The 25,337-nt window shown below is 38.8% G+C and carries 26 protein-coding genes; 2 read left to right on the forward strand and 24 right to left on the reverse strand.

What is annotated here, in order from left to right:
* Positions 1-25 precede the first annotated feature (25 nt).
* From FHG85_RS02295 to FHG85_RS02320, 6 genes are all read right to left on the reverse strand, one after another.
* Positions 26-271, reverse strand: a complete 246-nt coding sequence (locus FHG85_RS02295) for a thioredoxin family protein (protein ID WP_173072657.1) — start codon at positions 269-271, stop codon at positions 26-28.
* Positions 272-288: 17 nt separating this feature from the next.
* Entirely contained in the window at positions 289-516 is a 228-nt protein-coding gene (locus FHG85_RS02300) for a hypothetical protein (protein WP_173072658.1), read from the reverse strand.
* A 5-nt stretch (positions 517-521) separates the two neighbouring features.
* Positions 522-1,811, reverse strand: coding sequence for a radical SAM protein (locus tag FHG85_RS02305; protein ID WP_173072659.1), 1,290 nt, complete (start codon positions 1,809-1,811; stop codon positions 522-524).
* Positions 1,812-1,996: 185 nt separating this feature from the next.
* Positions 1,997-2,914, reverse strand: a complete 918-nt coding sequence (locus FHG85_RS02310) for a DUF5692 family protein (RefSeq protein ID WP_173072660.1) — start codon at positions 2,912-2,914, stop codon at positions 1,997-1,999.
* 103 nt (positions 2,915-3,017) lie between these two features.
* Positions 3,018-3,605 (reverse strand): Crp/Fnr family transcriptional regulator, encoded by a 588-nt coding sequence (locus tag FHG85_RS02315; RefSeq protein WP_173072661.1) that lies wholly within the window; start codon positions 3,603-3,605, stop codon positions 3,018-3,020.
* A gap of 232 nt (positions 3,606-3,837) precedes the next feature.
* Complete coding sequence (locus FHG85_RS02320) at positions 3,838-5,043, reverse strand: ATP-binding protein (protein WP_173072662.1); 1,206 nt, start codon at positions 5,041-5,043, stop codon at positions 3,838-3,840.
* Positions 5,044-5,347: 304 nt separating this feature from the next.
* Here FHG85_RS02320 and carA point away from each other — a divergent pair, with 304 nt between their 5' ends.
* Together carA and carB are read left to right on the forward strand one after the other, a co-directional pair.
* Positions 5,348-6,424 carry a glutamine-hydrolyzing carbamoyl-phosphate synthase small subunit gene (carA, locus tag FHG85_RS02325; RefSeq protein ID WP_173072663.1) on the forward strand — a complete coding sequence of 359 codons (1,077 nt, stop codon included), beginning with the start codon at positions 5,348-5,350 and terminating at the stop codon, positions 6,422-6,424.
* An 8-nt stretch (positions 6,425-6,432) separates the two neighbouring features.
* The gene (carB, locus tag FHG85_RS02330) at positions 6,433-9,672 is read left to right on the forward strand and encodes a carbamoyl-phosphate synthase (glutamine-hydrolyzing) large subunit (protein ID WP_173072664.1); all 3,240 of its coding nucleotides are present in this window, start codon (positions 6,433-6,435) and stop codon (positions 9,670-9,672) included.
* 120 nt (positions 9,673-9,792) lie between these two features.
* Here carB and FHG85_RS02335 read toward each other — a convergent pair whose 3' ends face one another.
* The 18 genes from FHG85_RS02335 to FHG85_RS02420 form a co-directional block, all read right to left on the reverse strand.
* Entirely contained in the window at positions 9,793-10,395 is a 603-nt protein-coding gene (locus FHG85_RS02335; protein ID WP_173072665.1) for an FmdE family protein, read from the reverse strand.
* Between the two features lie 18 nt (positions 10,396-10,413).
* A complete protein-coding gene (locus FHG85_RS02340) occupies positions 10,414-11,304 on the reverse strand; it encodes a cation diffusion facilitator family transporter (protein WP_173072666.1) in 891 nt (296 codons plus the stop codon).
* A gap of 5 nt (positions 11,305-11,309) precedes the next feature.
* Entirely contained in the window at positions 11,310-11,552 is a 243-nt protein-coding gene (locus tag FHG85_RS02345; RefSeq protein ID WP_173072667.1) for a thioredoxin family protein, read from the reverse strand.
* On the reverse strand, positions 11,549-12,547 hold the full coding sequence (locus tag FHG85_RS02350; RefSeq protein ID WP_173072668.1) for a porin: 999 nt from the start codon (positions 12,545-12,547) through the stop codon (positions 11,549-11,551). Before FHG85_RS02350 ends, FHG85_RS02345 begins: the two co-directional genes overlap by 4 nt.
* 7 nt (positions 12,548-12,554) lie before the next feature.
* Positions 12,555-13,307, reverse strand: a complete 753-nt coding sequence (locus FHG85_RS02355; RefSeq protein WP_173072669.1) for a sulfite exporter TauE/SafE family protein — start codon at positions 13,305-13,307, stop codon at positions 12,555-12,557.
* 48 nt (positions 13,308-13,355) lie between these two features.
* On the reverse strand, positions 13,356-13,943 hold the full coding sequence (locus tag FHG85_RS02360) for a TetR/AcrR family transcriptional regulator (protein WP_173072670.1): 588 nt from the start codon (positions 13,941-13,943) through the stop codon (positions 13,356-13,358).
* A 712-nt stretch (positions 13,944-14,655) separates the two neighbouring features.
* Positions 14,656-15,531 (reverse strand): DUF5694 domain-containing protein, encoded by an 876-nt coding sequence (locus FHG85_RS02365; protein ID WP_173072671.1) that lies wholly within the window; start codon positions 15,529-15,531, stop codon positions 14,656-14,658.
* A 577-nt stretch (positions 15,532-16,108) separates the two neighbouring features.
* Positions 16,109-17,452 (reverse strand): permease, encoded by a 1,344-nt coding sequence (locus tag FHG85_RS02370; RefSeq protein WP_173072672.1) that lies wholly within the window; start codon positions 17,450-17,452, stop codon positions 16,109-16,111.
* A 21-nt stretch (positions 17,453-17,473) separates the two neighbouring features.
* Positions 17,474-18,175: an aromatic aminobenezylarsenical efflux permease ArsG family transporter gene (locus FHG85_RS02375; RefSeq protein ID WP_173072673.1), complete on the reverse strand. Its 702-nt coding sequence runs from the start codon at positions 18,173-18,175 to the stop codon at positions 17,474-17,476.
* A 2-nt stretch (positions 18,176-18,177) separates the two neighbouring features.
* The gene (locus tag FHG85_RS02380; protein WP_173072674.1) at positions 18,178-18,609 is read right to left on the reverse strand and encodes a nitrophenyl compound nitroreductase subunit ArsF family protein; all 432 of its coding nucleotides are present in this window, start codon (positions 18,607-18,609) and stop codon (positions 18,178-18,180) included.
* Between the two features lie 5 nt (positions 18,610-18,614).
* Complete coding sequence (locus tag FHG85_RS02385; protein ID WP_173072675.1) at positions 18,615-18,854, reverse strand: thioredoxin family protein; 240 nt, start codon at positions 18,852-18,854, stop codon at positions 18,615-18,617.
* Positions 18,855-18,917: 63 nt separating this feature from the next.
* Positions 18,918-19,235: an ArsR/SmtB family transcription factor gene (locus FHG85_RS02390; RefSeq protein ID WP_173072676.1), complete on the reverse strand. Its 318-nt coding sequence runs from the start codon at positions 19,233-19,235 to the stop codon at positions 18,918-18,920.
* 174 nt (positions 19,236-19,409) lie between these two features.
* Positions 19,410-20,246 carry a hypothetical protein gene (locus tag FHG85_RS02395; RefSeq protein ID WP_173072677.1) on the reverse strand — a complete coding sequence of 279 codons (837 nt, stop codon included), beginning with the start codon at positions 20,244-20,246 and terminating at the stop codon, positions 19,410-19,412.
* Between the two features lie 316 nt (positions 20,247-20,562).
* Positions 20,563-21,060 carry an RNA polymerase sigma factor gene (locus tag FHG85_RS02400; RefSeq protein WP_173072678.1) on the reverse strand — a complete coding sequence of 166 codons (498 nt, stop codon included), beginning with the start codon at positions 21,058-21,060 and terminating at the stop codon, positions 20,563-20,565.
* Positions 21,061-21,282: 222 nt separating this feature from the next.
* The gene (locus FHG85_RS02405; protein ID WP_173072679.1) at positions 21,283-22,173 is read right to left on the reverse strand and encodes a MerR family transcriptional regulator; all 891 of its coding nucleotides are present in this window, start codon (positions 22,171-22,173) and stop codon (positions 21,283-21,285) included.
* Between the two features lie 66 nt (positions 22,174-22,239).
* Positions 22,240-22,881, reverse strand: coding sequence for an O-methyltransferase (locus FHG85_RS02410; RefSeq protein ID WP_173072680.1), 642 nt, complete (start codon positions 22,879-22,881; stop codon positions 22,240-22,242).
* A 4-nt stretch (positions 22,882-22,885) separates the two neighbouring features.
* Positions 22,886-24,106, reverse strand: coding sequence for a M16 family metallopeptidase (locus tag FHG85_RS02415; RefSeq protein ID WP_173072681.1), 1,221 nt, complete (start codon positions 24,104-24,106; stop codon positions 22,886-22,888).
* Between the two features lie 227 nt (positions 24,107-24,333).
* Complete coding sequence (locus FHG85_RS02420) at positions 24,334-25,335, reverse strand: YhdH/YhfP family quinone oxidoreductase (protein ID WP_173072682.1); 1,002 nt, start codon at positions 25,333-25,335, stop codon at positions 24,334-24,336.
* Positions 25,336-25,337 lie beyond the last annotated feature (2 nt).

Below are 25,337 nucleotides of genomic sequence, written 5' to 3' on the forward strand. Positions count from 1 at the left end.
TAAATGCCTGCAATAGCAGGCATTTTTATTTTGCTGCTTGTTTAATCCAATTTACCAGTGTTGGCCTTAATGGTAGTTTCCCTTGTACTTTTACTTCACCATTAATTACAAGCGCTGGTGTTAGAAGCACACCATAGTCCATGAATTTGTCCATATCGGTTATACTCTCTATTTGAGCATCTATACCTAAATCATTAACTACCTCATGACACATGGATTCAAGCTTGTGGCAGTTTGGGCAACCTGTTCCGAGTACTTTTATTTCAACCATAACATTCAAGAATTGATTTATAATCCGCATCCTCCGCAGCATGAACCGCATGGAGGAGTGTGTGACATATTATAACTCTCGCTGGAGTTTTGTTTTGGTGTGCGATATTCATCGCACTCTTTCCCACATTCGGGGCATGGTGCTGTTAACTTGCTGCATGGCCCAAATGCGGCATCAACCCATTCTGTTTTTACTCCATCGGCTTCAAACTTAATGTTACAACTTTTACAAATATAAGTTTCCATAACTATTATTGTTTAAACTGATACTGCCTAATGATATTTTCTGGCGGATTGAAGTATCCAAAGTAGACCCATGGATATTCTTTTCGAATTTGGTTCATAATGTTCTTTACACCAACGGGTTCACCCTGTCCGTTAAATTCAATTCGGTTGAAAAGCCAATCGGGGTCGATATTGAAGTTGCGCCATTGTATCATATTGATTTTTGCAGTAGCTATAATTCTTTTAAGTGCTTCATATTCATCAATGGTATCGGTAATGCCAGGCATTACAAAGTAGTTAATTGATGACCATGCATTGTATTTACGGGCAATCTTCAACGATTCAATCGCATTGGCTTGAGAAAAGTTTACAGGTCGAATGTATAGGTTATACCATTTCTCTTGCGCGGAATTCATACTCACTCGGATGCTGTTTAACCCTGCTTTAAAAAGCTCCTCAACTGCTTCAGGTTTGCTGCCGTTAGTATTTAGGTTGATAATGCCTTTGGAAGTTTTTGCCCTAATTGCTTTAATGGAGTCTCGTATTAATTCCCATTGCATCAGTGGTTCGCCTTCGCAACCCTGACCAAAGCTCACTACAGGATTTGGTGCAGTGTTAAGATGTGGTACTGCTACTTCAACAATCTCATCAACACTTGGGACGAAAGTTAACCTATGTTGCGATTCATGAACAGGCGATTCATCTTTGTCCTGTTTTGAAATGCATCCCACACACCTTGCATTACATGTTGGAGAAATGGGTAATGGAGCCTCCCAACGATTCATTACAAAGTTCCTTGCTGCAGGGCATAAGTAGGTAAAAGCACAATTATCAACCAGATGATGTATTAACCTATTGTTTGGGTGCTGCTTTTTTAGTTCTTTCCCACGGCTAATAATAACTTTTTGGTTAAAGTTTTCGCAATCCTGCCTAATATCTGGGTCTATTCTAATTGCAGGTACGTAAAACTGACCATTATACCATCCCACAGCAGTATATGCATAAAGGGGTAGGACAGGAGCGTTAGGAGTATTTAGCCATGCAGCAATTGATAGCTGAGTATGAGCCGGGGCAATAAATGCAGCACATGCTATGCCATTGTTACTTTCTATTAACTCCCCTTTTCGTGTGTAGCCTAATAGTTTTCTGCCAGGAAGTTCAAAAAGTTCGCTCCCGTATGGAAGAGGTATCATTTCATCGAGATAAAGCGGATATACCTTATCTCCTGACCGACCAGCAGCAAATAGCTTCGGATTTTCGAATATATTACCATTGCCATCGCTATATACTGCGAAAGGTTGAATGCGTCTTGTCATAGCTGTTGTTCTTGTTGGCAAAGGTACTAAACATTTTACCCATAAACCATATCTATTATAATGATATCATCTCCTTGCATATTTTCAATTGATATTAGTAGTCGAAGATTGATATACAAAAAAACGCCCCTAAAAATTAGAGGCGCTTTTTATGAGACGCTTTAATATCAGTGTAGAAATTAAATTTATGCGTTAGCCTCTTTAACTTCTTTATAGCATTCTAAGTCGCTGTAAATTTCTTCTTTGAATGGGTTACGCTTGGTTTTAACAACCATGTAAACATGATAAACAATAAGTGCAATATTTGAGAGTAATGCAATAAGGCTAACAATGAAAAGAGCTGTTGTATTTTGTGATGCCTTAACTGCAAACTTTGATGTGTCGATAAATTGTGGGAAAGTCATGGCAAACATCACCCAAATAGCAAGTGTATGAGCGCGATGTTGCAACCACGCTCCCTTTTTGATAAAGAAAGCAGGAATGGTGCAAGAGAGTAGCAAAATAATTCCAGCGTAGAATGAGTGGTCGCCTATACAGTTGTATACGTAAGCAAAGTTCCATAGGTCGTAGGGAATAATCCAAAACCAAAGCTGGTCGGGCCAAATCATATCCTTTTTTCTTCTCTTGCTTACAATAATACCTGTCCATCCCGATATGGCGAGAATATTAAGAATACCAGCAATACCGTTCATGATGTTCCAAGAGCCACCAGTAATCATAACACCATCAACAAAGCCATTATAGCTATAGCATTGAAAATCTCTAATAACTGCCTCAAGAATGTTAATGGCAAGTAATAGAGCGGGTAGCGCTAAAATGTATTTATTGTTTGCCCAACTTTTAATATACCGAATCCCCATTATGATTAGGGTGATAATTAGCACTGAATACACTTTAGCATAATGGAACCAAGTGCCAACGCTGGTTCCTGGCGCTGCTGTTTTAGGCCATACCCAAAAAGTAAGAAAAATGGGCAATACAAAAAAGATTCCAAGGCCAATCCATTTACTTACTCGTGCTAGCTCGTTAATAAGCATTAAGCCTGCGAGAACGGCAAAGCCCATAAGTACTGTGTACCAAGGTAACGACTCATATAGAAACATAGCTCAAAGTTTTAAGTTATACATGGTTACAAAAATGGATAGCAGGAATATAAAAAAGGTTGAACTACTTCAACTTTTTAAGCAGTACATTAACAACAATTGCTTAGCTATGAGAAAGTAGTCGTCGTTTGAGTTTACTAAACCATTCTTTGCTTATGCCCATGAATTGAGCAATATACTTATCAGGGATTCTTTGTAGGATTATAGGATGGTTTTTGTAGAGATAGTTTAAGAAATCTTCAGAACTTAACGAAAGGCGCATTGCGCTGAACATGTATAGGTTTTGGTAGCTTGAGGAGGTGATTTTATGAAACATGATGGCAAACTCTGGGAAATGCTCAACTAGGTAACCAAGCTGTGGCTTTGAAAATTCAATTAGCTCGCAATTTTCAATAGCCTTTATTTCGAAGTTAGACCTTGTATCGGAAAAATAACCAGTTACCTCGGAAAGGTAGGCATACACCTCATCAATATAAAACCCTTGAACAATTTCTTTCCCGTTTGGGTTAAGGAAAGTTTTAACAAGGCTCCCCTTGTTAATGAAATATCCATGTTGGCATACTTCCCCGGCTTTGAGCAGGTACTCATTTTTTTTCAGATACTTTACCATGGCAAATTCTTCAATATTAGCCCATAGTTTAGGGTTTAAGTCTATATTTTGTTCTAATGATTTTTTGAACTTGGTTAACATAATATTTGTATGCGTTTTGCAAACATATACTTTTTTTAATGTAACGGAACTTTTGAGGATAAATAACCTGTAAAAGTATGATAAAGATAACGCTTTACTTCATTAATCTATTGGGAACAAACGCTTTTAAAAAAGAGATTCTCTTTGCCTTGATAAGGAAAATATATTGGAGTTTTTATTCATAATAATAACCAGGATGTTATAGATGTGCTCAATAAAAAGGGTAATTTGATTAGCTTTTATTGTTCTGAAAGCAGGGTAATAGAATGCTCATTGTTGTTCCTTTTCCTAGTTCAGAATCGATTTGAATATTTCCGTTAAGCTTATCAGCAATCTCCTTACAGGTAACTAATCCAATTCCCGTTCCCTTTTCGTTATCAGTTCCCCTGTTTGAATGAAAACTTTTAAATAGGTTTTGAATTTGATCTTTGGTCATGCCAATGCCATTATCAGTAACGCTTATTGTGAAATGTTTGTCTTCTTTTGTAGCAGATATAACAACTTTACCCTCTGGGTAGCTAAACTTGATAGCATTTGATAACAGGTTCCGTACTATAACAGCAAGCATGTCGGGATCTGTATAAACAATAAATTCATGTGGTACGTTTTCTTGAATAGTCATTCTCTTTTTTAACCATATGGGTTGAAGAGCGTTTACTTGTTTTTGAATGAGTGAATCTAATGGTACTTCTCTATATTTTGGTTCAATTGTATTTGTGTTAAGTTTTGCCCAGTTTAAAAGGTTTTCTGTTAGGTCGTAGAGGCTATGAGCTAAGTCGTTCAGAAGCTGAAGTCGCATTTGGAAATACTCCTTATTCTCAAAATCGTGTTCAAAATTCATAATCATAAGGTCGGTAATACCTAAAAATGCGTTGAACGGACTTTTAAGGTCGTGTGAAACAATGGAGAACAACTTCTGAAGCGATTGATTCATCTCCTTTAGTTGCTCGTTTTGCTTCTCGAGCTGGTCTTGTTTAAGTAAAAGCTGATTTTTTAACTCCTTATTCTCACGAACAACAGCTGAAAGTGGAACGCTTTCACCTTCCTGAAGTTTTTCGTCTGGTTGAGACCAATGCCCATGGATCACTTTCCACTCTCCGTCTTCTTTTTTTAGGATAGCTGTTGTGCGGTTGTTTGTTAGTTCAAACTCGCCATTGGGTAGCAGAATTTTCATGTCGACTAATGCCATGATATAAGCTGAACCCTCGCAAATAGGAAAAACTTTAAACTCTTTAAAATTGTAGGTGTAGGGTTCGGGAGCCTGCTTAAACTCCCTCTTATAAAGATTGATTGAGTTCTCATAAGTTAGGCTGAATTCATCAATCCCTGTTCCAATCATGTTGAATGATTTGGAGAACGACTTTATTGTTTCGTCGTAATTCCGTTGCACATAGTTTTCAAAATATCTTAAATACGCTCTTTTAACTTCTTCTTCCATATTCAAACTTTATATTTCAACCTCCAAAGTTATAAATCATAATTAATTATTTGCAACACAAAAGTTTAAATTTTGAAATTCAAAAAGTTCATTTAATTTTGTATGAACATTCAGCGTATGAAATCATTGCAAAAAATACTACTCTCGGGAAAACACAAAGGATTTGAACAAACGATATTTTTTATTGATTTGATTGATAACCTGCCAATTCTGGCAGGTTTTTTTTTGCCTTTACGAGTAGAATTTTTTCAGCTTAACCTGCAACTACAATCTCATATAGTTAAATCACCTAAAACGTATAAAAATGGAACAAAGGTTAAAAGCCAAGCTTGTGCTTGAGGATGGCTCTGTCTTTCCTGGATATTCATTTGGTTTTGCTGGGAACTCATCGGGTGAGGTTGTTTTTAATACGGCAATGAATGGTTATCCGGAGAGTTTAACAGACCCATCGTATTATGGACAGATACTTGTTACAACTTTTCCCTTGATAGGGAATTATGGGGTGCCAGAACCAAAGCTTGATAATGGGGTTGAGCAAAACTGGGAATCGAATCGTATTTATATCAGAGGGCTAGTTGTGAACGAGTATAGCATTAGCTATAGCCACTGGAATGCAAATAAAAGTCTGGGGCAATGGCTCACGGAAAATGGAATTCCTGGAATAAGCGGTGTTGATACCCGTATGCTCACCAAACACCTACGCGAAAAGGGATGCATGTTAGGTAAGATTGTTGTTGACGGCGATATCGACTGGTACAATCCAAATTCCGATAATCTGGTTGAAAAGGTCTCGGTTTCTGAACCTAAAGTTTATGGCAATGCCGAAAGGAAAATTGTGCTAGTTGATTGTGGTGTGAAGAATAACATCATTAGATGTCTGTTAAAAAGAAATGTTCAGGTTTTACGTGTCCCATATAATTATAACTTTTTAAGCGATGATTTTGATGGGGTTCTAATTTCGAACGGACCAGGCGACCCAAAAGTAAATACTGCTACCATTGCCAATATTCGAGAAGCGTTATGTTTAAATAAACCCATAATGGGGATATGTCTTGGAAATCAGCTTTTAGCTCTGGCGACTGGTGCCAATACCTATAAGCTGCCGTATGGACATAGGGGGCATAACCAACCTGTCCGGTTAAAGGGTACGAATCGTTGTTTTATAACCTCGCAAAATCATGGCTACGCAATAGATGCGCCAACCCTTTCCGATGAGTGGGAGGTGATGTTTGATAACTTAAACGATGGCACCTGTGAGGGTATTAGGCATAAATCGAAACCTTTTTTTGCCGTACAGTTTCATCCGGAAGCTTCGGGTGGCCCAAACGATACAGAGTTCCTTTTCGATGAGTTTGTGAATCTTGTTAATCAATATAAATAGAAGTAGATATGCCTCTGGTAAATAATAAATACAAAAAGGTATTGGTACTAGGTTCCGGTGCATTAAAAATAGGCGAAGCAGGCGAGTTCGACTATAGTGGTTCACAGGCGCTTAAGGCCCTTAAAGAGGAGGGTGTTGAATCGGTTCTGGTTAATCCTAACATTGCAACCGTTCAAACCTCTTCCGATGTGGCTGATAATATCTACCTTGAACCTGTGCTGCCTAATACCGTTAAGCAAATTATTGAGAGGGAGCGTCCCGATGGTATTTTCCTTGCGTTTGGCGGGCAAACCGCTTTAAACTGTGGCGTTGAACTCTATAAAATGGGAGTATTCCAAAAATTTAATGTTGAGGTTCTTGGAACTCCGGTTGAAACAATAATAAAAACTGAAGATAGAGAGCTTTTTGTTGAAGAGTTGAAAAAAATAAATGTTTGCACACCAAGGAGCATTGCAGTGGAAAGCATTGCCGATACGCTTGTAGCAGCGGAGCAGATTGGTTTCCCTGTGATTGTCCGTGCTGCATTCACTTTAGGAGGACTGGGTAGCGGGTTTTGTTCATCGGCCGATGAGCTAAAAAACATGGCTTCAAATGCTTTCTCATACACAAGTCAGATTCTAATTGAGGAATCACTTAAAGGATGGAAGGAGGTTGAGTATGAGGTGGTACGTGACAGGTATGACAACTGTATTACGGTTTGTAACATGGAAAACTTTGACCCGTTGGGAATACATACCGGGGAGAGTATTGTGGTTGCACCATCCCAAACGCTATCGAATGGGGAGTATCATAAGCTCAGGGAACTGTCAATTAAAATAGTTCGTCACCTTGGTATTGTTGGTGAGTGTAATGTGCAATTTGCCCTCGACCCTAATAGCGAGGATTACAGGGTGATTGAGGTAAATGCCAGGCTCTCACGCTCCTCGGCTTTGGCTTCTAAGGCAACCGGCTATCCCTTGGCTTTTGTGGCGGCTAAGCTAGGCTTGGGTTATGGCCTGTTTGAACTAAAAAATTCGGTTACCCATAAAACCACTGCCTTTTTTGAACCTGCCCTCGATTATGTTGTTGTGAAGATTCCTCGCTGGGATTTGGCAAAGTTCAAAGGCGTATCGCGCAATATCGGTTCTGCAATGAAGAGTGTTGGCGAGGTCATGGCTATTGGCCGCTCGTTCGAGGAGGCCATACAAAAAGGGTTAAGGATGATAGGGCAGGGAATGCATGGGCTGGTGGCAAATAGAGGTGCTGATTCTACGAATCTGACAGAGATTTTACGAAACCCTACCGATCAAAGGATATCTGCAATAGCTCGTGCTTTTGAAATGGGTTGGAGTGCCGATGCAATTCATGAAATTACCCGAATCGACCGATGGTTCCTTGATAAGCTTCAGGGGATTGTTGAAACCTCAAAGCAGCTGGGTGCCTATAGCTCAGTTGAGGAGCTTCCTAGGGAGCTTTTAATCGATGCTAAAAGAAAGGGGTTCTCGGATTTTCAGCTTGCAAGGATAATTTATAAGCCCAACAGCGATATGATTGAGGTCTACCAGAAGAAGGTCAGGGAACATCGCTTAGCCAATAGGGTTATCCCTTGTGTTAAACAAATCGATACATTGGCGGCGGAGTTTCCTTCGGAAACGGCTTATCTTTATCTTACCTACCATGGAGAGCAGAACGATGTAGAGGTGAAGCCAAAACCTAAGATTCTGGTTTTAGGCTCAGGTGCCTATCGTATTGGCAGTTCGGTTGAGTTCGATTGGTGCACCGTTAGCGCAGTTAAGGAGCTGCGTAGGTTGGGGTTTGAAGCGATAATTGTTAACTATAATCCCGAAACGGTGAGCACCGATTACGATGAGTGTGATAAGCTTTATTTTGATGAGCTCACCTTTGAGCGTGTTATGGATATAGTTGAGGTTGAGCGCCCGCTGGGTGTTGTGGTTTCGGTTGGTGGACAGATTCCTAACAATCTGGCGGGCAGGTTGCATGATGCGGGAGTTCGAGTTTTGGGAACATCGCCAATTTCAATTGATAAGGCTGAGGATAGAAAAAAGTTCTCGGATTTGCTCGATAAACTTCGGATAGAGCAACCGCAATGGCAAGAACTTACTACAATGGAACAGGTTCGCATTTTTGTTAAGCAAGTTGGATATCCCGTACTTATTCGACCTTCGTATGTTCTATCGGGTTCGGCAATGAATGTGGTGTCCAACGATGAAGATTTAGAGGAATACCTAAACCAAGCCGTTGAGGTTTCCAAGAATCATCCTGTGGTAATCTCTGAGTTTATCGAAGGTGCCAAGGAGATTGAATACGATGCTGTTGCTAATCAGGGTAAAGTGTTTGTCGATGCCATATCGGAACACATAGAGTTTGCTGGTGTGCATTCGGGTGATGCTACCCTCGTTTTTCCACCCCAACGACTTTACCTTGAAACAATAAGAAAAATAAGAAAAGTTGCTGCAGACCTAGCTAACGAGTTAAACATAACAGGACCGTTTAACATTCAATTCTTGGCCAAGAACAATCAAATAAAAGTGATAGAGTGCAACTTGAGGGCAAGTCGAAGCTTCCCATTTGTGTCAAAAGTGATGAATTACAATATGATTTCAGCAGCCATCGATTTTATGCTGGGCGTTGAACCCAATGTAGCTCCTCCATCAATGCTCGATTTGTCTCATATTGGGGTAAAAGCCTCTCAGTTTTCATTTGGTAGGCTTACACTTGCTGATCCAGTTCTGGGTGTCGAAATGGCTTCCACCGGCGAGGTGGGCTGTTTAGGCCAAAACTTGCAGGAAGCACTCCTCAAAGCGATGCTCTCGGTTGGATTTAGAATCCCACAGAAAGCCGTGTTGGTTTCATCGGGACCGCTTAGGTCTAAACTTTCGCTTATAGAACCTATTGCCCGTTTGGTAGAACGAGGGCTAACCGTTTACGCTACAAAAGGAACTGCTTCTTTCCTTAACGACCACGGGGTGAAGGTTGTAGCCGTTACTTGGCCCGATGAGGTGAACGACCTGCCGAATAGCCTTAATCTGATTCAGAATAAGCAGGTCGATTTGGTGATTAATATACCCAAAAACCTTTCGCGTGGTGAACTCGATAACGACTATACCATACGGCGTGCTGCAATTGACCATGACATTCCACTTATAACTAACGCACGTCTTGCTGCTGCTTTTATCGATGCGTTTGTAAATTTAGATGCGGATAAACTCTTAACTTGCAGCTACGGCGAATTGGTGGAGGGTAGATGATTTAAGATTATTTTTTTACTAGAGAGTCAGAACTCTTGTTTGTGCCTGATATTAAAAGAAAGTGAAAAAGGTTGACGAGCATTTCGTCAACCTTTTTTTCTATTCTGCATGGCTTGCTAGCTATTTGCTTGCGCAATCTTGACAAACCTTCATGTCGCCTTTAATTCTGCCGTATTCCATAACGGTCATCTCGCCACATTCCTCACAAACAAAGCTGTTAAAGCTGTGGGGATGCTCTTTCAGGTCATACTGGAATACCTCCGAAATGTTGATAAGTTTTTCGTCGGGAGCATTCATTACGTTTAAAACAAGGGGTTCAACAACCTCATCGGGCACCTTGCTGGCAGGGATTCCCTTTTCGCGATAATCTTTAAAGAATGAGGTCTGCTTGTTTGCAAGCATGGCTTTTGCTTTTGGAGTAACCCTTACAGCGCGTCCAGTAGCCTTGTCAATTACAGTTACCGCCCATTTTCCTTTGTGAGTTTTCTTAATGTTGCCTTTCCCAAAGGTAGTTCCCAGAATTACCTGTAAACCATCGGCATAGCAGGTGGCGCAGTGGTCGTCGCCTAAATCAACAAGAGCAATTAGCTGACCATCTTTGGCGCGTTCTACACCAAGTGCATTCATTGCTGCAGCACCAACTCTTAGGCCCATAGGCATTGCTGGGCATTTGTGGCCGTGAAACTTTTGGCCAAACTCTAACCAATCTTTTGGATTAATCATAACGGTAAATTTTAATGGTTAATGAATTAATTGTTTACTATCTGATACTGAATACTCAGGCTGTATTGTAATGTGATTGATGCCATGCTTAGCAAGTGCATCCTTCACCTGTTTAAGAATAACCTCAAACTCAGAGATTTTGATATCTTCATTTACATCCAAATGAGCTTCGAACATGATTTCGTGCTCGTCGATTTGCCAAACATGTACATGATGAATATTCTTAACCCCTTGGATATCTTCTATTTCGTTAATGACGGGATTGAGGTTGATACCCTCAGGCGAGAACTGCATAAAAATCTTTAAGGAGGTTTTAAAAATCCCCCAAGAGGTGAAAATAAGATAAATGGCTATAACGATGCTAAAAACAGCATCAACCCAATACCATTGAAGGTATTTCATGGCCAAGCCACCAGCTAAAACGGCTATAGATGTTAGCATGTCGCTTAGTAAATGCAGGTAGGCCGATTTGATATTTATATTTTTGTGTGAGTCGTTACGGATTATTAAAACGCTCAAACCGTTTACAATGATGCTTAAAAGCGCTAACCAAATTACCCATTTTGAGTTGATACTAACAGGAGTTAGTAGACGATTTATACTCATCGCTAGTATTAAAATGGCTAAGCCTATTAGCGTTGCAGAGTTGACAAAAGCAGCAAGTATTTCCGAGCGCTTTAATCCAAAGGTTTTTTCCGCAGTTGCCTTTTTGCGGGCTACTTTGTTGGCAACGTAGCTGATAATTAATGAAAGAATATCGCTTAAGTTATGAGCGGCTTCGCCAAGTAGCGACATGCTACCCGAAATAAAACCACCTATGGTTTCAGCCAAAGTTATTGTTACATTAAGTAAAATTGTCCAAACCAAATTTTTGCCTTCAACTTCGTGGTGATGATGTTCGTGTGCCATTTGTTTTACTTTATGTTTTTTAAAAGAATCTCTTTAGGGGGATTATAGCCTCGTGCAACAATTGAGTCGTTAACATTAACTGTAGGAAGAATCCATGTTTTATACTTTTTGAACTCTTCATGGTTGCTTATTATTTCCAAGTCAAAATCAACGTGCTTGGCTTTTAAAATTCCTTTTATTGAATTTGCAATTTTCTGAGTTCTCCTGCAATTCCGTCCAGGGGATAATATCTCTATCTTATTTTTCATAAATTATCATTTAAGAAAATTTGAAGTTGCAAGGTGATAACGTAATTCTGAATTGCATTTTGTTGGATGTTAATTCCGTTATCTATCATAACCTTCAGCTTATCGCCATCAGCTATATAGCTATAGGCAAGATGAACGTTTGTGAAGTTGGGATTGCTTTCTATTGCATCGTTATACATATTCCAAGACGCAGCAACGATATTTTTGCCTATAAGTAGATTAGCTAGCAGATACCAGCCATCGGATTTGTAGCCTTCAAAATTTGCTTGTAGGTATTCAGCCTGAACACTAAAATGTTTGGTGCGGTATTGAGCAAAGGCATTTAATCTGATGTCGCCTCCTGAGTAAGTGATAGAATCGGGTAGTATCTTTTGAACTTTTAGGTTGTTGGCCTTTCTGTACATAAAAGAGTAACCAAGATGAAAATGACCGTTGTTAATATTTAAGGCCGTTTTTTGTGTTAAGAGAATTCCCGTATTATCGAATCTGTACTCCTTGATACCGTATCCGTTAAAAACGCCTAGCCATGCCTTTAGCTGTTTGCTTTTCGATGTGTATTGTGTTTCAATCCCAATGTCTCTAACGCCAAGTGTTCCGTTGGGTATTAAGGCATCAATTACTGTAGAGCGTTCAGTTAGGGGAATCTGAAAATCGGGCTGGAATCGTTGTAAGCTAAAGTGGGGGACAAATTGCCCCATGTTAAACTGGAACTGCCCTTCTTTGTAATAAACTAGTACATCCTGTAAAAAGAACTTCTCGTTTTGATTGCTGGTTAAAGTGGTTTGCACTTTCCACCCCCACCTATTATTAAAACTTGGGGTAGAGTTTACCCATAACTTAAGTCTACGCATTGAGAATGAGTTAACCTCGTTAAAGTTGCTAGTGAAACGCAATTGGGTATAACCGTTCCAATCTGCTTTAGGCATTTCTGTTTCTTGAGATGAAGCGCTAAAGCAAACTAAGAGAAGTGTTATATTTAACAGGTATCTTTTCATTTTTAAATTAAGCTATTACACCATAAACCATTTTGATGGCAATAAGAAGAAGAACTACAGCATAGGCTATTTTCACCTGTTTAGATTTAGCCTTCTGGGTCATGTATCGGCCGCCTAGTTGAGAACCGATTATAACAGCAATTACCAAGATTATTGTAAGTGGCCAGTTCATGTGCCCTTGCGAGATGTGCCCAAGGTAACCGGAGAACGATGAGAAAGTTACCACAAATGCTGTTGTTGCAGCAGCTTCCTTGGTTTTATAGCCCATCATCATCAATATCGGAGCAATAATAAAACCACCACCTAAACCTAGCATACCACCAATGAAACCAGCAAAGCTACCAACAAAGAACCCTATAATGCTTCTTTGTTTAAGCGACATCATTTTTTCAGGCTCTGCCTGTTTTGAGGACCAAAGAGTTCTGAGAGCTGCCGCTACAACCATTGCTGCAAAAAGAATTTTAAGTGTTTGTACTGGTACGTGTTCACTTGTCATAGCTCCAAGAGGCGATGCAATTAGAGCGGTTCCAGCCATAACTGCTCCACCTTTCCAGTCAACCATTTTCTTACGGGCAAAGGGAATTAGTACCAAAGCTGTGTTTAATCCATTAAGCAGTAATCCTAACGGAATGGCCACCGAAACCATATCAAACCCAGCCCAGTTTAAAACTGGTACATAAACCATTCCGCCTCCTAAGCCAAGCATTGCAAAAATAAACGAGGCGGCAGCTATTACTAAAAATACAATTGTGTAAAGCATAATCAAATCCATTAAGTGAGTAAATACTTACATAATGGTTAAAAAAAATTATTTTGCTAACATCCTGTTAATTAGCTGAAGCATCCTGTTACAAAAGTTTGATGTGTCCATTTGCCCGTTGCTAAGTACAAGTTCCACGTTAAGCGAAACTGGTATGCCCATATAAAGCATGGCTACATTCTCAACAGGAATGCTCTCATCCCAAATACCTTCTGCAATTCCGTCAAGTACAATCTTGCTAATAAGTTTTTTTTGCGAGTTAAAAATCTGCATTAACGCTTTCTTCATTTCCGTATCATTATTGTGCGATGCTTCTGAAAAAAGCAAAAGGGTAATGCCCTTATTATCGGTAAGGTATTTTATGGTATAACACAACAGTTCCTCGAGCCTTTGTTGTGGTGAGTTGTTTGATGTTGCAATTTTTCTTAGTCCACCAATAAAATCAGTTTGGACATCTTTAATAATCGAAAGGATGATATCCTGCTTGGTAGAGAAATGTCTGAAGATCGCTCCTTCGCTCATCCCAATTCGTTTCGCCAGCATGCGGGTCGATAGGTTTTTCAACCCATCGGTATATATGATGTCAAGCACCGCTTGCTTTATCTGCTCTTGCCGTATGTCGGTAGGTTGTCGCATATCTTTATGTAAGTAAACGCTCGCAAACATAGTCTCTTTTTATTTTCCAGCCAAATGTTTCTGAGAATATTTCTTAGAAATTGATAATTATCAATGTACTAGTGATGTAGAGGTGGTCGAAGTAACTTTTTTAGAAGAATATGAGGAGGTTAGAGGAAGTTAAATGAAGTTAGAGGAATTTAAAAGAATGACACGGAATGAACCGGAAATATTCGGAAGGAATCGGAAGTGCCTTTTTACTCCGAACCTGCCAATGTTGTGTTTGTGGTGGCTGAGTTTGTCGAAGCCACTTTTTCCAAAGAATATGATGAAGTTAAAGGAAGTTAAAAGAATTACACGGAATGAGTCGGAAATATTCGGAACGAATCGGAATTTCATGTGACAATTTTTGAATCTTAAATCTGAAATTTTGAACCTTAAATCTTGAATCCGTCTACGCCGGACACAGCCCTTAACGTAGTGTTATTGCCATGTTGAGCTTTTCGAATTTTAAATTTTGAAAGAATTTGAGTGAGATAAAAACTATATTAAAATGAGAACATATGGTTCAATTATGTTTACGTTTATCGAGAAAAAATCCATTCCTCAAAATCATTAGTTAAAGAATTCCCAGAATTTCTTATGGAAAATATCTATCCGCTTGTTTGCGCGGAAAGGATATAATAAGCCTATTTTTTCTTGAGAATTTAAAGTTAAAAGAAGATTATAAAATTCAGACAGACTCAGGGCTAACTTTTTTTGCAAAGTTATCTGTCTTCACCTTGTCTAAGTAGGGCATAGGCGATACCAGTTCATATTCGTTTGATACATCAAAAAAGATATTTAACAGGTTTAAGTGGTCTGCACCCATGATAATTAATATTCGATCATTGGGTTCCCGCTCAATTCGCTGAACATTTCTGAAAATTCTTAGATTCCTGCTAAACCATCTGCTCGTTTCAAAATCAACTCCCGTAAAATCGCCAGGAGTCTCTTCATATTTAAAGGGATTGAGCAGATAAACAGATAAACGTTGCTTAATACGTTCAGGAGCATTTAGCCTTTTTAGTTCTGCTAAAATACTTTCTACTCTTTTGGCGGTCTCTTTTAATGCATAGGCAGAATCTGGAAAATGGTTATAATAGTGCTCAAATCGGGCCAGGCGAGCACTGTCTTTGAAAATATCTTCCAAGCCTGCATAATATCTTCCCCAATCGTTAACACAATATAGTTTTGATAGATTAAGATTTTTAGCCATTCGAAATCCTAATTGGAATATTTCATTTTTTTTCAATTGGAATTTATCCATTTTATACAAGTTGTAAAGCGAGTCTGTTTTATGCTGCACTGAAGGGTCGATTTCTAAGGCTATTACCGTGGGGTTGAACTCTTCAATGGCTTTACAGATTGCTACTATCTCTGATTGATATGGTTCGTCTAAAACCGATATCTGATCTTCCTTTTTTGTTTTAACAGCATCGCGATTAGGATAAGCAAAATGAAAAACTCCCAATGTCATAACTGGAGTTTTATAAGCCTTACTATCGTTTTGAGAAAAACCAATCTGACTTAAAAGGCAGAAGCTAAGCAAAGTGTAAGTTAATTTCATGTGGGTTTGTTTTTAAAGATTTATACATAAGACGACGTTACTAGTGAATGGTTACTTGAATAATTGAATGATTTCGTTAAAATCATTACCCTTTTCTAATTCGATTTCATAACTTTTTAAGTTTGAACAAGTTTTACAAAAAACATAGATGTTGCTAAAAGGAATTTGATATTGAAAAGCCTCAAGTAATGGCTGTCTTCAGTAAGCTTTATTAAATAGTGATATTTGTCTTAAAAGATAAAAGAAGGTTGATTTCATCTTGATATTCATAATAATGAAAAGCGCTTTAGCATGTGAGATTCTTACAAAGTAAAAATTAGCTTGAAGATTAAATATTTGGGGTAGCAAATTACATTACTATCAATGTAACATGAAAACAAGTGGTAAACTAAGATATCTATGAATATTTGAGGTTTTATTTAATGAAATACATGAATTTTTTTTAAAGAGTAGTATCGAGGGTAGTATTTTAAAAAACATTCTCAGCCCTTTTCTTACTCCATGCCACGTCTTCCTGCTGTCGGCAATTAGCGACAGCAGAAGGCATAGACCTGTTAGTATAAGTAGAAGTTTCATTTCAAAATAGTGCACCGTAGATCAAACCACTAATTGTGGCCATTACAACTACCAGCGAAACATAAACCAAAGTTTTGCGAGTACCAATAACCCCACGAATTACAAGCATGTTAGGTAAGGATAACGATGGTCCTGCGAGCAGAAGCGCTAGGGCAGGTCCCTTTCCCATACCTGAGGCTAGCAATCCTTGCAAGATTGGCACTTCGGTAAGAGTTGCAAAGTACATAAAAGCTCCTACAACTGATGCAAAGAAGTTGGCGAATATCGAGTTTCCTCCAACAAGGTATGCAATCCATTCATTAGGAATTACTCCGGGTATGGTTTGTCCATCGTGAGTAGAACCAAGAAGAAATCCCGCAGTAACCACCCCTACTGCTAGAAGCGGCATGATTTGCTTGGCAAATCCCCATGATGCAATGGTCCACTCCTTGTTCTCGTCATCATTTTTATCTTTCAAAGTGATGACAGCAAGTGAAATAATGGCAACTAACATGGGTACAAGTGGAAGAACTTTGGGGTTTGTTATATACATATTTGCTAGAACGACCGATAATAGGGTAACACCAGCTGCACCTGCAACCCATTGCCATTTGATTTTGAGAATATAGATTAATGAGTAGGTGAGGAACAGACCAAAGAATCCTGTAATGTACCATTTATATGCATATAGGTAATACCATGCGCTTGAAGTATCACCAGCTGCTGGTTTGCCCCAGTTTGCAAAAACGAGAATGAGTACTAGGGTGAAAAAGTGAAATGATGTTTGCCACATGGGACGTTTCTCTGGCGGCAACACTATGTTCATCTGACCTTCGCGCTTTGCTTGTTCTTCCTTACGATAGATAAGCGACATGGCAATTCCAATTACCACGCTAAATACAGCTGCACCAATTGTTCGGGCTATACCCATTTCTACTCCCAGTATACGTGCAGTTAGTATTATAGCAAGTATATTAATGGCTGGTCCTGAGTATAGAAAAGCAATGGCAGGCCCTAATCCTGCGCCACGCTTATGGATACTTGAAAATAGAGGTAGAATTGTACAGCTGCATACCGCAAGAATTGTCCCCGAAACTGCAGCAACGGAATAAGCTAGCCATTTTTTTGCGTTTGCTCCAAAATATTTAAGAACAGAGCCTTGGCTTACAAATACCGAAATTACACCAGCAATAAAAAATGCAGGAAGCAAGCAAAGTACAACATGCTCTCGCGCATACCAGCGGGTTAAATCAAGTGTGGCGTCAACAGCCGTTCTGAAGGTAGCGCTATCCACTGGCATAAAGAATGCTAAAGCAAAGAAAAATACAATCCAGAATAGTATCTGTAGTTCCTTTTTAGTTTCCATATCAATAAGTTATTAATGCTGCTAAAACAGAAAAATGCTTAGGTAGTATATGCCTACCCCAATAAAAATAAATGCAACCACACGTCTGAACCAAAGTTCAAAGGTTTTAACCTTATTATAGATGTTTCCAATTCCTCCTACAGTAAATGCAATGAAATAGGCAAAAATGATAACAGGCAAGCCAGTTCCAAATGCATAAATAATTGGAAGATAAAGTCCTTTAGCACTAGAAATTGTTATTGGGATTAGCATCCCAAAGTATAGAACTCCGCTATATGGGCAAAATGCAAGCGCAAAAGCCATACCCATAAACAGAACACTTAAAAAGTTTCCACTTTTAGCCTTTTCTCCTATTCGTTCAGAAAGCTTGCCAGTGTTCCCCAGTTTAATTTTAATGATATCAAGCATGAATAGCCCAATAATGATAAGAGCGGGTCCTATAATTCGTTCTCCGTACTTATTTAGGAAACCTGCAATTTTAAACTGGCTTGCACCAAAAAAGAAGAGCAAGCCAATTGCAGTGTAAGTAATTGCCCTGCCAAGTGTATAAACAAGTCCACTGTAAAACACGCGGCGTTGGTTTTCAATGTCCTTGCTGATGTATGCTATGGCAGTAATATTTGTTGCTAGGGGGCAAGGGCTGATTGCCGTTGCCAACCCCAGCAGAAATGCAGTAAGTACGGGGATGTTTGAGTTCTGGATTAGGTCTTGGATAAAATCCATGGTTAACCTTTTATTAGTTTTTTAACCTCGTTGGCAAGTTCCTCACGGAACTGGTCAGGATTACGACGGGCATTTGAAAAAGCCATATTGGTTAGGTTTACAGTTTTGTTGCCTTTAACCAGTAACAATGTTGAGCCATAAACACCATATTTTTCACAAAGAGCTTGATTTTTTGCCTCATCAGCATTGATAACCTCAAACTCAACGGTTCCTGCCTCTGCCTCTTTCGATAGGTTGACTTCAAAAGTTGTTTTTGTTTCTTTTTCTATAGCTAAGCATGTTGGGCAACGATGCTCACCATGAAAGTAGTAAATGGTTACTGGACTGCCACTGTTTTTGTCGGACGAATCATTTGCCTGTGAGTTAACTTTTCCTTGACAACTGGCAATTGTTAGGCTTGCAGTAAATAGCAATAAATATCTTAGTGTTTTCATAATTGTTATTGATTTTTAGTTAATAGCTCTTTTAGTTCGCTTGCTGTTGGTACACGTCCAGAAAGAACAACCTTTTCGTTTATTACAAGTGCAGGTGTTCGCATTACACCGTAGTTCATAATATCCACAATATCTTCTACCTTTGAGATGTTTGCACTAACTCCTAGTTCAGCAACAGCATTTTGTGTTGCCTGCTCAAGCGCTTTGCACTTAGGGCATCCTGTTCCCAAAACTTTAATTTCCATAATTACTTAGTTTTTAAGTTAAACTTGATTATTGGCTTATTTTGATTGTTTGTAAATCTTTGGTTATAAGTTGGTTGAGTTTTTGAGATTTTTGAAGAAGTTCTCAAAAAGCTTTTGGGCTTCTGCCCATGCCTCTTGACGGATGCAGTACTTAATTTTTGGTGGATTAAATTCACCTTGAATAAGCCCTGCCTCACGCAGCTCTGAGAGGTGCTGCGAGAGTGTGCTACGGGCGATGGGAAGGTCGTCAACTATATCACCACTATAACAGCAACTCTGCTGTGATAGTATTTGAAGTATTTGTATCCTTACCGGGTGGCTAAGCGCTTTGGCATAGCGCGCTAACCTTATCTGCTCATCTGTATAGCTCTTCTTTATCATATTATTCTACAATTATTTCGCAATTATACGAAAAGTTTTTATTTCGTCAAAATACGAAATATGTTTTTAATAAAATCCAATGGCTAGTATTATTGTATGGCTTAAACATGGTTATGATTGATTCTTACTAGATGCTAGTAAGGTTTAGAAGAACATGACGGTAGTTTCAAATTGTTAGTATTGTATTTTTCGGGTTATTTTATATTCTAACTTCTTATTTTTAATTTTTCCATTTCTTTTAATGTCGCATATGTAAATTCTTTTTTCTATCCAGTTATGGTAGCTATCATAGTCGTATTCGTAGTAATATCCCTTTTCAAACTTGTTGTGGGGTATTGCTTCGAGTATAATGTCACCATACGAGTTAAACTCGCGCTTTATTGATGAAGGTGGCTCCGGTAGTTTTGGGTTTAAGGGATAGGTTGTAGCGCTAATAAATTGATCGTTTGCCTTGTATCGAAGCACACGTATTGAATTGTTTTGAGGAAGGTAAACCACCCGCTCGGTTTCAACATGAACATTCTTGTCGTTAAACACAAGTACTTTGGTGAGTTTCATATCTTTCGAAGTTACCTCGGCACTTTTTTGTAGCTTATTGCCATAGTAGATATCAATTTTGCTCAAAAGCCCAGTTGAATCGCTGTATGTTAGAATAGTTTTTTCCGAAACCCAGCCCTTAAAGTTCATAAATTGTTTGTTGACAAACTTAGTGGGCTCGCCCTTTGAGTTATATTCCCAATATGCTTCGCCCATTATCCCACCAACTTTGTTGTATTTTTTTTCGCTTATTACCCTACCATTTGAGTTATAGATTTTTACAACCTTAAAGTAGCTAACGGTCCCGCTTCTAGGTACATATAGTTCGTGAATCTCCTCAACCTTGCTAAAATTAGGTCCTCTGGATTCTGAAGCCCTATTTGAAAAATAGATATCAAGTATTGGTTGAGCCAAAGCTTGAGTAGTTGTAATGTATAGGAATGTTGAAAGGAATATGAGCCTGGTTAAACGCATCTTTTAAGTTTTAACTGCAAATATAGAAAAATCTATTGCTCGTGTATGAAAAAAGTTTGTTTATCGCCTCGTTCGTTCCTTTTGTCAAATATGTTAAGACTTTTATTTTACTTGCATGGAATAAATTCAAATATATAAGATTAGGAGATTTGTTATCAATCTTAATCGGCCATTTTAACCCCTTAAGAAGCGAATCCTTAAAATTAGAGACAAGTCCAAAATTAATTAGCACCCTAAGCCTAATTATATAGTTGCAATGAAAAAAAAAGGGTGTCAATGTAATCATTAACACCCTAAAATTTAGCTGAATCAAGTTTTATTGGTAATCTTTCAAAGAGTTCATAAGTTTTTGTCTAGAAAAGAATATCCGACTTTTTACTGTTCCAATCTTTAGGTTAAGCTTTTCAGCTATTTCCTTGTACTTATAGCCAGATGTATGCATCTGGAACGGAATTCTAAAATCATCGTCAAGCTCATTAATCTTTTTACTGATCTCGCTGTGCGAGTACATGGAATCGGGGCCATACGTGTCGGGCTTGCTGTTTAACAGGAATTGGTTAGGGCTACCGTCAATTGTAGTGTTCTGTTTTACCGATTTGCGGTAGTTGTTAATGAAGGTGTTTTTCATGATTGTAAAGGTCCAAGCTTTGATGTTAGTATTTGCCTCAAACTTGTCCTTGTAGGTTAATGCTTTTAAGTAGGTTTCTTGAAGCAAATCGCGAGCATCTTCCTGATTTGCTGTGAGGCTGTATGCAAACCTTTCTAGGTTTGGTTCCAGCTCTATTAATGCTTGGTTGAATTCTTGCTGTGACATATGTTTTGGTTTTTTGTACTTAGATTAAATCTAAATAAATTGGTTATACAAATATAGACTAATTCTAAATAAGAAACAAGATGATATTTATCAATGTTAAATGGGGTAAAAACAGAACATGCTTAGGCAATGATAGTCGTGGGAAAGGTAATGAGACGTTTTTATAAAAAAATAGCCCTGCATCAGGCAGGGCATATAGCTTTAATTAGCTTTGAGTGGCGGCTATTTAATTATTGTTGGGTCAACTCTAGCAATAATTTTCATTAGGTCTTGAGATGAGGAAACATATGTAAGGTATGATGGACCTGTTTTTTCAGTAAAGGCATGCCCCGTTGCTATTATTTCAACATCGGGCAACTCCTCTTTCATGGGTTTAAAGGCTTGGTCCATATCGGCGCTAACAAACGAGGATAGTGATGTGAATACCATCTTGCAATTTAGATCTTTAGCGCATTTTATCACATCCTCAACTGGAGTCGATTGCCCAAGGTAGATGGTTTTATAGCCTGCATTCTTAGCCACATAGGCAAAGTAGAGTAATCCAATCTCGTGAAACTCGCCCTCAGGAAGGAAGAAGATTATGGGTGTAGTTTTTCCAACTTCAGGTTGTTTACATGTTCTGTAGAGCTGGCTTAGTAGGTTTCTGATAACATTGCTGGCAAAGTGCTCATGGGTGGTAGATATTGCCCCGGTTTGCCATAGGTCGCCAAGTCGTTGGAGGTAGGGTAAAATAACGTTTTCAAATGTGTATTCTATCCCATGTTTCTCCGACCATTCATTTATCTGTTTAACAAGTTCAGGTTCATCGTACTGAATGGTGGCCGTAATCATGGGCTCAATATTTACGTTCCCAGCACGATGATCGGAAACAAACTTGGAGGCTAGGTCGGATAGTTCCTCCAGCGATAAGCTTGCCAGCTTACTTATTCTGAATCCACGTTTAAGGAGTAAGGATAGATTAATAATGAAACGCAAGTCGTTATCGTCGTACCTGCGAATGTTTGTGTTGGTTCTTTGTGGTGAGAATATGTTATAACGCTTCTCCCACATCCTAATGGTAGATGCTCTAATGCCAGAGAGCAATTCCATTTGTCGAATTGTGTACTGTGCCATTTTGTTATACTGCTAAAAGTGTGTACCTCTTTAACGTAAATTGAGCCAAAAGGTTTAACAAAATTATCAGTATATTTTTCTAATTAACATCATTCCGTCTCTAAAAGGAAGTAAAACATTCTCCAGTTTTTCATCTTCTTGTATCATTCTGTTAAACTGACGGATAGCGTTTGTTTGAGCATCGTTATTGCTAGGGTTAAAAACCTTTCCATTCCATAGCACGTTATCGGCAATGATAAATCCACCTGTGTTTAATTTATGAAGGACAGCGTTGAGGTATTGTGGATATTCCGATTTTTCGCCGTCAATAAATACTAGGTCGTAGGTATGCGAAAGCGTATCAACTATTTCGAGTGCATTGCCTACTATTAGATTGATTTTTTGAGAGACATTCGCTTTCTTAAAAAATTCAACAATTGTGTCTTCTAACTCATCGTTAACCTCAATGGTGTCAATCATAGCATTCTCTGGGATGGCTCGTGCCATGCAAATTGTGGAGTAGCCTGTAAATGTTCCTATTTCAAGTACGCGTTGAGGTTTTATCATGTGGCAGAGCATTTCAATAAATTTTCCTTGAATAGGCCCGCTTAGCATCCTTGGATTATAGGTGGTTAGATGCGTTTTGCGTGTTAGCTCTTCAAGAACGTCATCCACAGGAGTGGTATGATTTTTTAAGTATTCTTCTAAATCGTGATTGCTAAAGTACATAATGTTACTTGTATATTAGGGTTGACAACCTATTATTGCATAAGACCACGTTGGCCACATCCATAATATCTATTGAGTTAATTTGCTCAATCTTTTTAAACACATCATTTAAGCTATCGGGCTTATCGTATGTTAAGATGCTTTTTGCAGTGGAGATCATTAAATTCTCACCATTATCGGCCCCAATTGCAAGTTGACCAATGAGCTGTTTTTTTGCTTTTGAAAGTTGAAGAATCCCCATTCGTTTATCGCGTAAATTTTTCAGCTCCTGTAGAACTAGGTCTATTCCCTTTTCTGTATCACTTTTATCGGTTCCAAAGTAGATGGTAAATATTCCTGTATCGCTATATGGGGTGTATGATGATTCAATATTATAAGCCAAGCCGTGACGTTCTCGGAGCGATAGGTTGAGCCTAGAATTCATCCCAGGTCCTCCAAGAATATTATTTACCAAGTGCATGGCAATTCTTTTATCGTCATAGAGGTTGTATGCTGTTGTTCCAATAATACAATGCGATTGGTAGGTAGATTTCTTTACAGCTCTATTTATCGGTTTGTAGCTATTAATGGGTTGGCGGTTAAACTTTCGGGTATTGGAGTGGATGCCATTCATGTTTTTTTCAACCTGTTTAATAACGCGATTAAATGATATGTTTCCAATTGAACAGAACACCATTTGATCGGTATTATAGGTGCGGTTTATAAAATCTAAGACATGAGAGCGATTAAACCTTTTAAGCTGTTGTTTTGTGCCAAGTATATTTCTTCCAAATGGGTGGTTTGGGAAGATTAGCTCCTCGAAATCGTCGAATATTAGTTCGGCAGGAGAGTCGAAATAAGAATTGATTTCATCGGCCACAACCTCTTTTTCGCGTTTTAGCTCCTTTTCTGGGAATGTGCTATGAAACATGATGTCGGAAAGGAGCTCAACGGCGCGTCCAAAATCTTGCTTTAGGAAGGTGGCATGAATAACCGTTTCCTCTTTAGCCGTGTATGCATTTAGCTCCCCGCCAACATCCTCCATACGGCTCATTATATGAAAAGCCTTACGTTTTTTTGTCCCCTTAAAAATTACATGCTCAATGAAGTGGGCTAAACCATGTTCGTGTTCTAGCTCATCGCGCGAGCCAGTATTTACCATTAAACAGCAATAGGCAACAGGCGAACTGGTTCGCTTGTGCGCTACTCGAATTCCATTTTGCAGAGTGTGAAGTTCAAAATCCATCGCCAAAAAATATTCGCAAACCTATTACATTTAAATGGTTTTGCAAAAAAGTATCGGAGTTGAGAGGGGGGGCTTGCACAATGTGATGAAAAAAATAAAATATGCACAATATATTAAAAGCATAGCCTCTCATATCTAGCATCAAAAGAATCAGAAAAGAAAATGATGAATTGATAAGTGATTGGCTAAGTGTTAATTGGTAGAAGTTGAGAAATAGATATAATAGTCTAATCCACCAAACTAACTACAATTCTCCCTTTCAACTTTCCGTTAAGCATTAGGTTGATGTGGTGTTGTAAATCATCTAGCTTAATCTCTTTGTAAAGTGAATGCAAGTTTTCTGGTTTCCATTCATTGGCAAGCTTGTTCCAGACAATTTCTCTGTACTTCATGGGGTAGCTTTGCGAGTCGATTCCTATTAGCGAAATGCCTCTTAAAATAAACGGGAAAACTGTTAGCTCGAGTTTAGGAGAGGCAACATTGCCACAGCAGGTTACAACTCCCATTGGCTGTGTCGATTTGATTATGTTTTCGAGAATAGTTCCACCAACAGTGTCAACTGCTCCTGCAAACATAGGTTTCAACAGGGGCTTTTTGTCAAAATTCTCAATTTCACTTCGGGGTATAATTTCATTTGCTCCGAGTTGAATCAAGAAATCTTTTTCGGTTTGTTTCCCAGTAATGGCAGAAACAGAATATCCAATCTTGCTAAGAATGGAAATGGTAAGTGTTCCAACGCCACCAGTTGCACCAGAAACAATAATTTTGCCATCGTTAGGTTTTACAAGTTCCGCTAATCGCAGAACTGAAATACCTGCTGTTAATCCAGCAGTACCGTAAATCATGGCTTCTTTCATGCTCAATCCTTCAGGAAGCCTTACAGCCCAGTCGGCTGGTACGTGAATATATTCTGCAAAGCCTCCATCGGTATTCATTCCTAAATCGTAGCTTGTAACTATAACAGGGTCACCTGGAATGAACTTATTGCTATTCGATTCCTGAACAATACCAACTGCATCGATGCCAGGCGTGTGAGGGTATGTTTTGGTTACTCCCTTGTTCCCAGTTGCCGATAGCGCATCCTTATAGTTTAGTGAGCTATAGTAAACTCTAACTAATATTTCATTATCCTTTAGTGGGTTAAGTTCAATATCTTTAATTGAACAGATAAAGTTCCCTTCAACCTCCTCAACACGGAAGGCTTTGAATGTGTGTTTTCCTGATTTCATTT

The sequence above is a fragment of the Tenuifilum thalassicum genome (assembly GCF_013265555.1).
In the GTDB taxonomy this organism is placed as follows: domain Bacteria; phylum Bacteroidota; class Bacteroidia; order Bacteroidales; family Tenuifilaceae; genus Tenuifilum; species Tenuifilum thalassicum.

What these genes read in the sequence shown, in the direction of transcription:
- FHG85_RS02415 (WP_173072681.1), bottom strand. Translation starts at nt 24,106, where the DNA reads ATGGATTTTGAACTTCACACTCTGCAAAATGGAATTCGAGTAGCGCAC.
- FHG85_RS02395 (WP_173072677.1), bottom strand. Translation starts at nt 20,246, where the DNA reads ATGCGTTTAACCAGGCTCATATTCCTTTCAACATTCCTATACATTACA.
- FHG85_RS02320 (WP_173072662.1), bottom strand. Translation starts at nt 5,043, where the DNA reads ATGGAAGAAGAAGTTAAAAGAGCGTATTTAAGATATTTTGAAAACTAT.
- FHG85_RS02305 (WP_173072659.1), bottom strand. Translation starts at nt 1,811, where the DNA reads ATGACAAGACGCATTCAACCTTTCGCAGTATATAGCGATGGCAATGGT.
- carA (WP_173072663.1), top strand. Translation starts at nt 5,348, where the DNA reads ATGGAACAAAGGTTAAAAGCCAAGCTTGTGCTTGAGGATGGCTCTGTC.
- FHG85_RS02340 (WP_173072666.1), bottom strand. Translation starts at nt 11,304, where the DNA reads ATGGCACACGAACATCATCACCACGAAGTTGAAGGCAAAAATTTGGTT.
- FHG85_RS02410 (WP_173072680.1), bottom strand. Translation starts at nt 22,881, where the DNA reads ATGTACTTTAGCAATCACGATTTAGAAGAATACTTAAAAAATCATACC.
- FHG85_RS02335 (WP_173072665.1), bottom strand. Translation starts at nt 10,395, where the DNA reads ATGATTAATCCAAAAGATTGGTTAGAGTTTGGCCAAAAGTTTCACGGC.
- FHG85_RS02370 (WP_173072672.1), bottom strand. Translation starts at nt 17,452, where the DNA reads ATGGAAACTAAAAAGGAACTACAGATACTATTCTGGATTGTATTTTTC.
- FHG85_RS02315 (WP_173072661.1), bottom strand. Translation starts at nt 3,605, where the DNA reads ATGTTAACCAAGTTCAAAAAATCATTAGAACAAAATATAGACTTAAAC.
- FHG85_RS02295 (WP_173072657.1), bottom strand. Translation starts at nt 271, where the DNA reads ATGGTTGAAATAAAAGTACTCGGAACAGGTTGCCCAAACTGCCACAAG.
- FHG85_RS02390 (WP_173072676.1), bottom strand. Translation starts at nt 19,235, where the DNA reads ATGATAAAGAAGAGCTATACAGATGAGCAGATAAGGTTAGCGCGCTAT.
- FHG85_RS02360 (WP_173072670.1), bottom strand. Translation starts at nt 13,943, where the DNA reads ATGCGACAACCTACCGACATACGGCAAGAGCAGATAAAGCAAGCGGTG.
- FHG85_RS02345 (WP_173072667.1), bottom strand. Translation starts at nt 11,552, where the DNA reads ATGAAAAATAAGATAGAGATATTATCCCCTGGACGGAATTGCAGGAGA.
- FHG85_RS02420 (WP_173072682.1), bottom strand. Translation starts at nt 25,335, where the DNA reads ATGAAATCAGGAAAACACACATTCAAAGCCTTCCGTGTTGAGGAGGTT.
- FHG85_RS02375 (WP_173072673.1), bottom strand. Translation starts at nt 18,175, where the DNA reads ATGGATTTTATCCAAGACCTAATCCAGAACTCAAACATCCCCGTACTT.
- FHG85_RS02300 (WP_173072658.1), bottom strand. Translation starts at nt 516, where the DNA reads ATGGAAACTTATATTTGTAAAAGTTGTAACATTAAGTTTGAAGCCGAT.
- FHG85_RS02365 (WP_173072671.1), bottom strand. Translation starts at nt 15,531, where the DNA reads ATGAAATTAACTTACACTTTGCTTAGCTTCTGCCTTTTAAGTCAGATT.
- FHG85_RS02400 (WP_173072678.1), bottom strand. Translation starts at nt 21,060, where the DNA reads ATGTCACAGCAAGAATTCAACCAAGCATTAATAGAGCTGGAACCAAAC.
- FHG85_RS02355 (WP_173072669.1), bottom strand. Translation starts at nt 13,307, where the DNA reads ATGCTTTACACAATTGTATTTTTAGTAATAGCTGCCGCCTCGTTTATT.
- FHG85_RS02350 (WP_173072668.1), bottom strand. Translation starts at nt 12,547, where the DNA reads ATGAAAAGATACCTGTTAAATATAACACTTCTCTTAGTTTGCTTTAGC.
- carB (WP_173072664.1), top strand. Translation starts at nt 6,433, where the DNA reads ATGCCTCTGGTAAATAATAAATACAAAAAGGTATTGGTACTAGGTTCC.
- FHG85_RS02405 (WP_173072679.1), bottom strand. Translation starts at nt 22,173, where the DNA reads ATGGCACAGTACACAATTCGACAAATGGAATTGCTCTCTGGCATTAGA.
- FHG85_RS02385 (WP_173072675.1), bottom strand. Translation starts at nt 18,854, where the DNA reads ATGGAAATTAAAGTTTTGGGAACAGGATGCCCTAAGTGCAAAGCGCTT.
- FHG85_RS02380 (WP_173072674.1), bottom strand. Translation starts at nt 18,609, where the DNA reads ATGAAAACACTAAGATATTTATTGCTATTTACTGCAAGCCTAACAATT.
- FHG85_RS02310 (WP_173072660.1), bottom strand. Translation starts at nt 2,914, where the DNA reads ATGTTTCTATATGAGTCGTTACCTTGGTACACAGTACTTATGGGCTTT.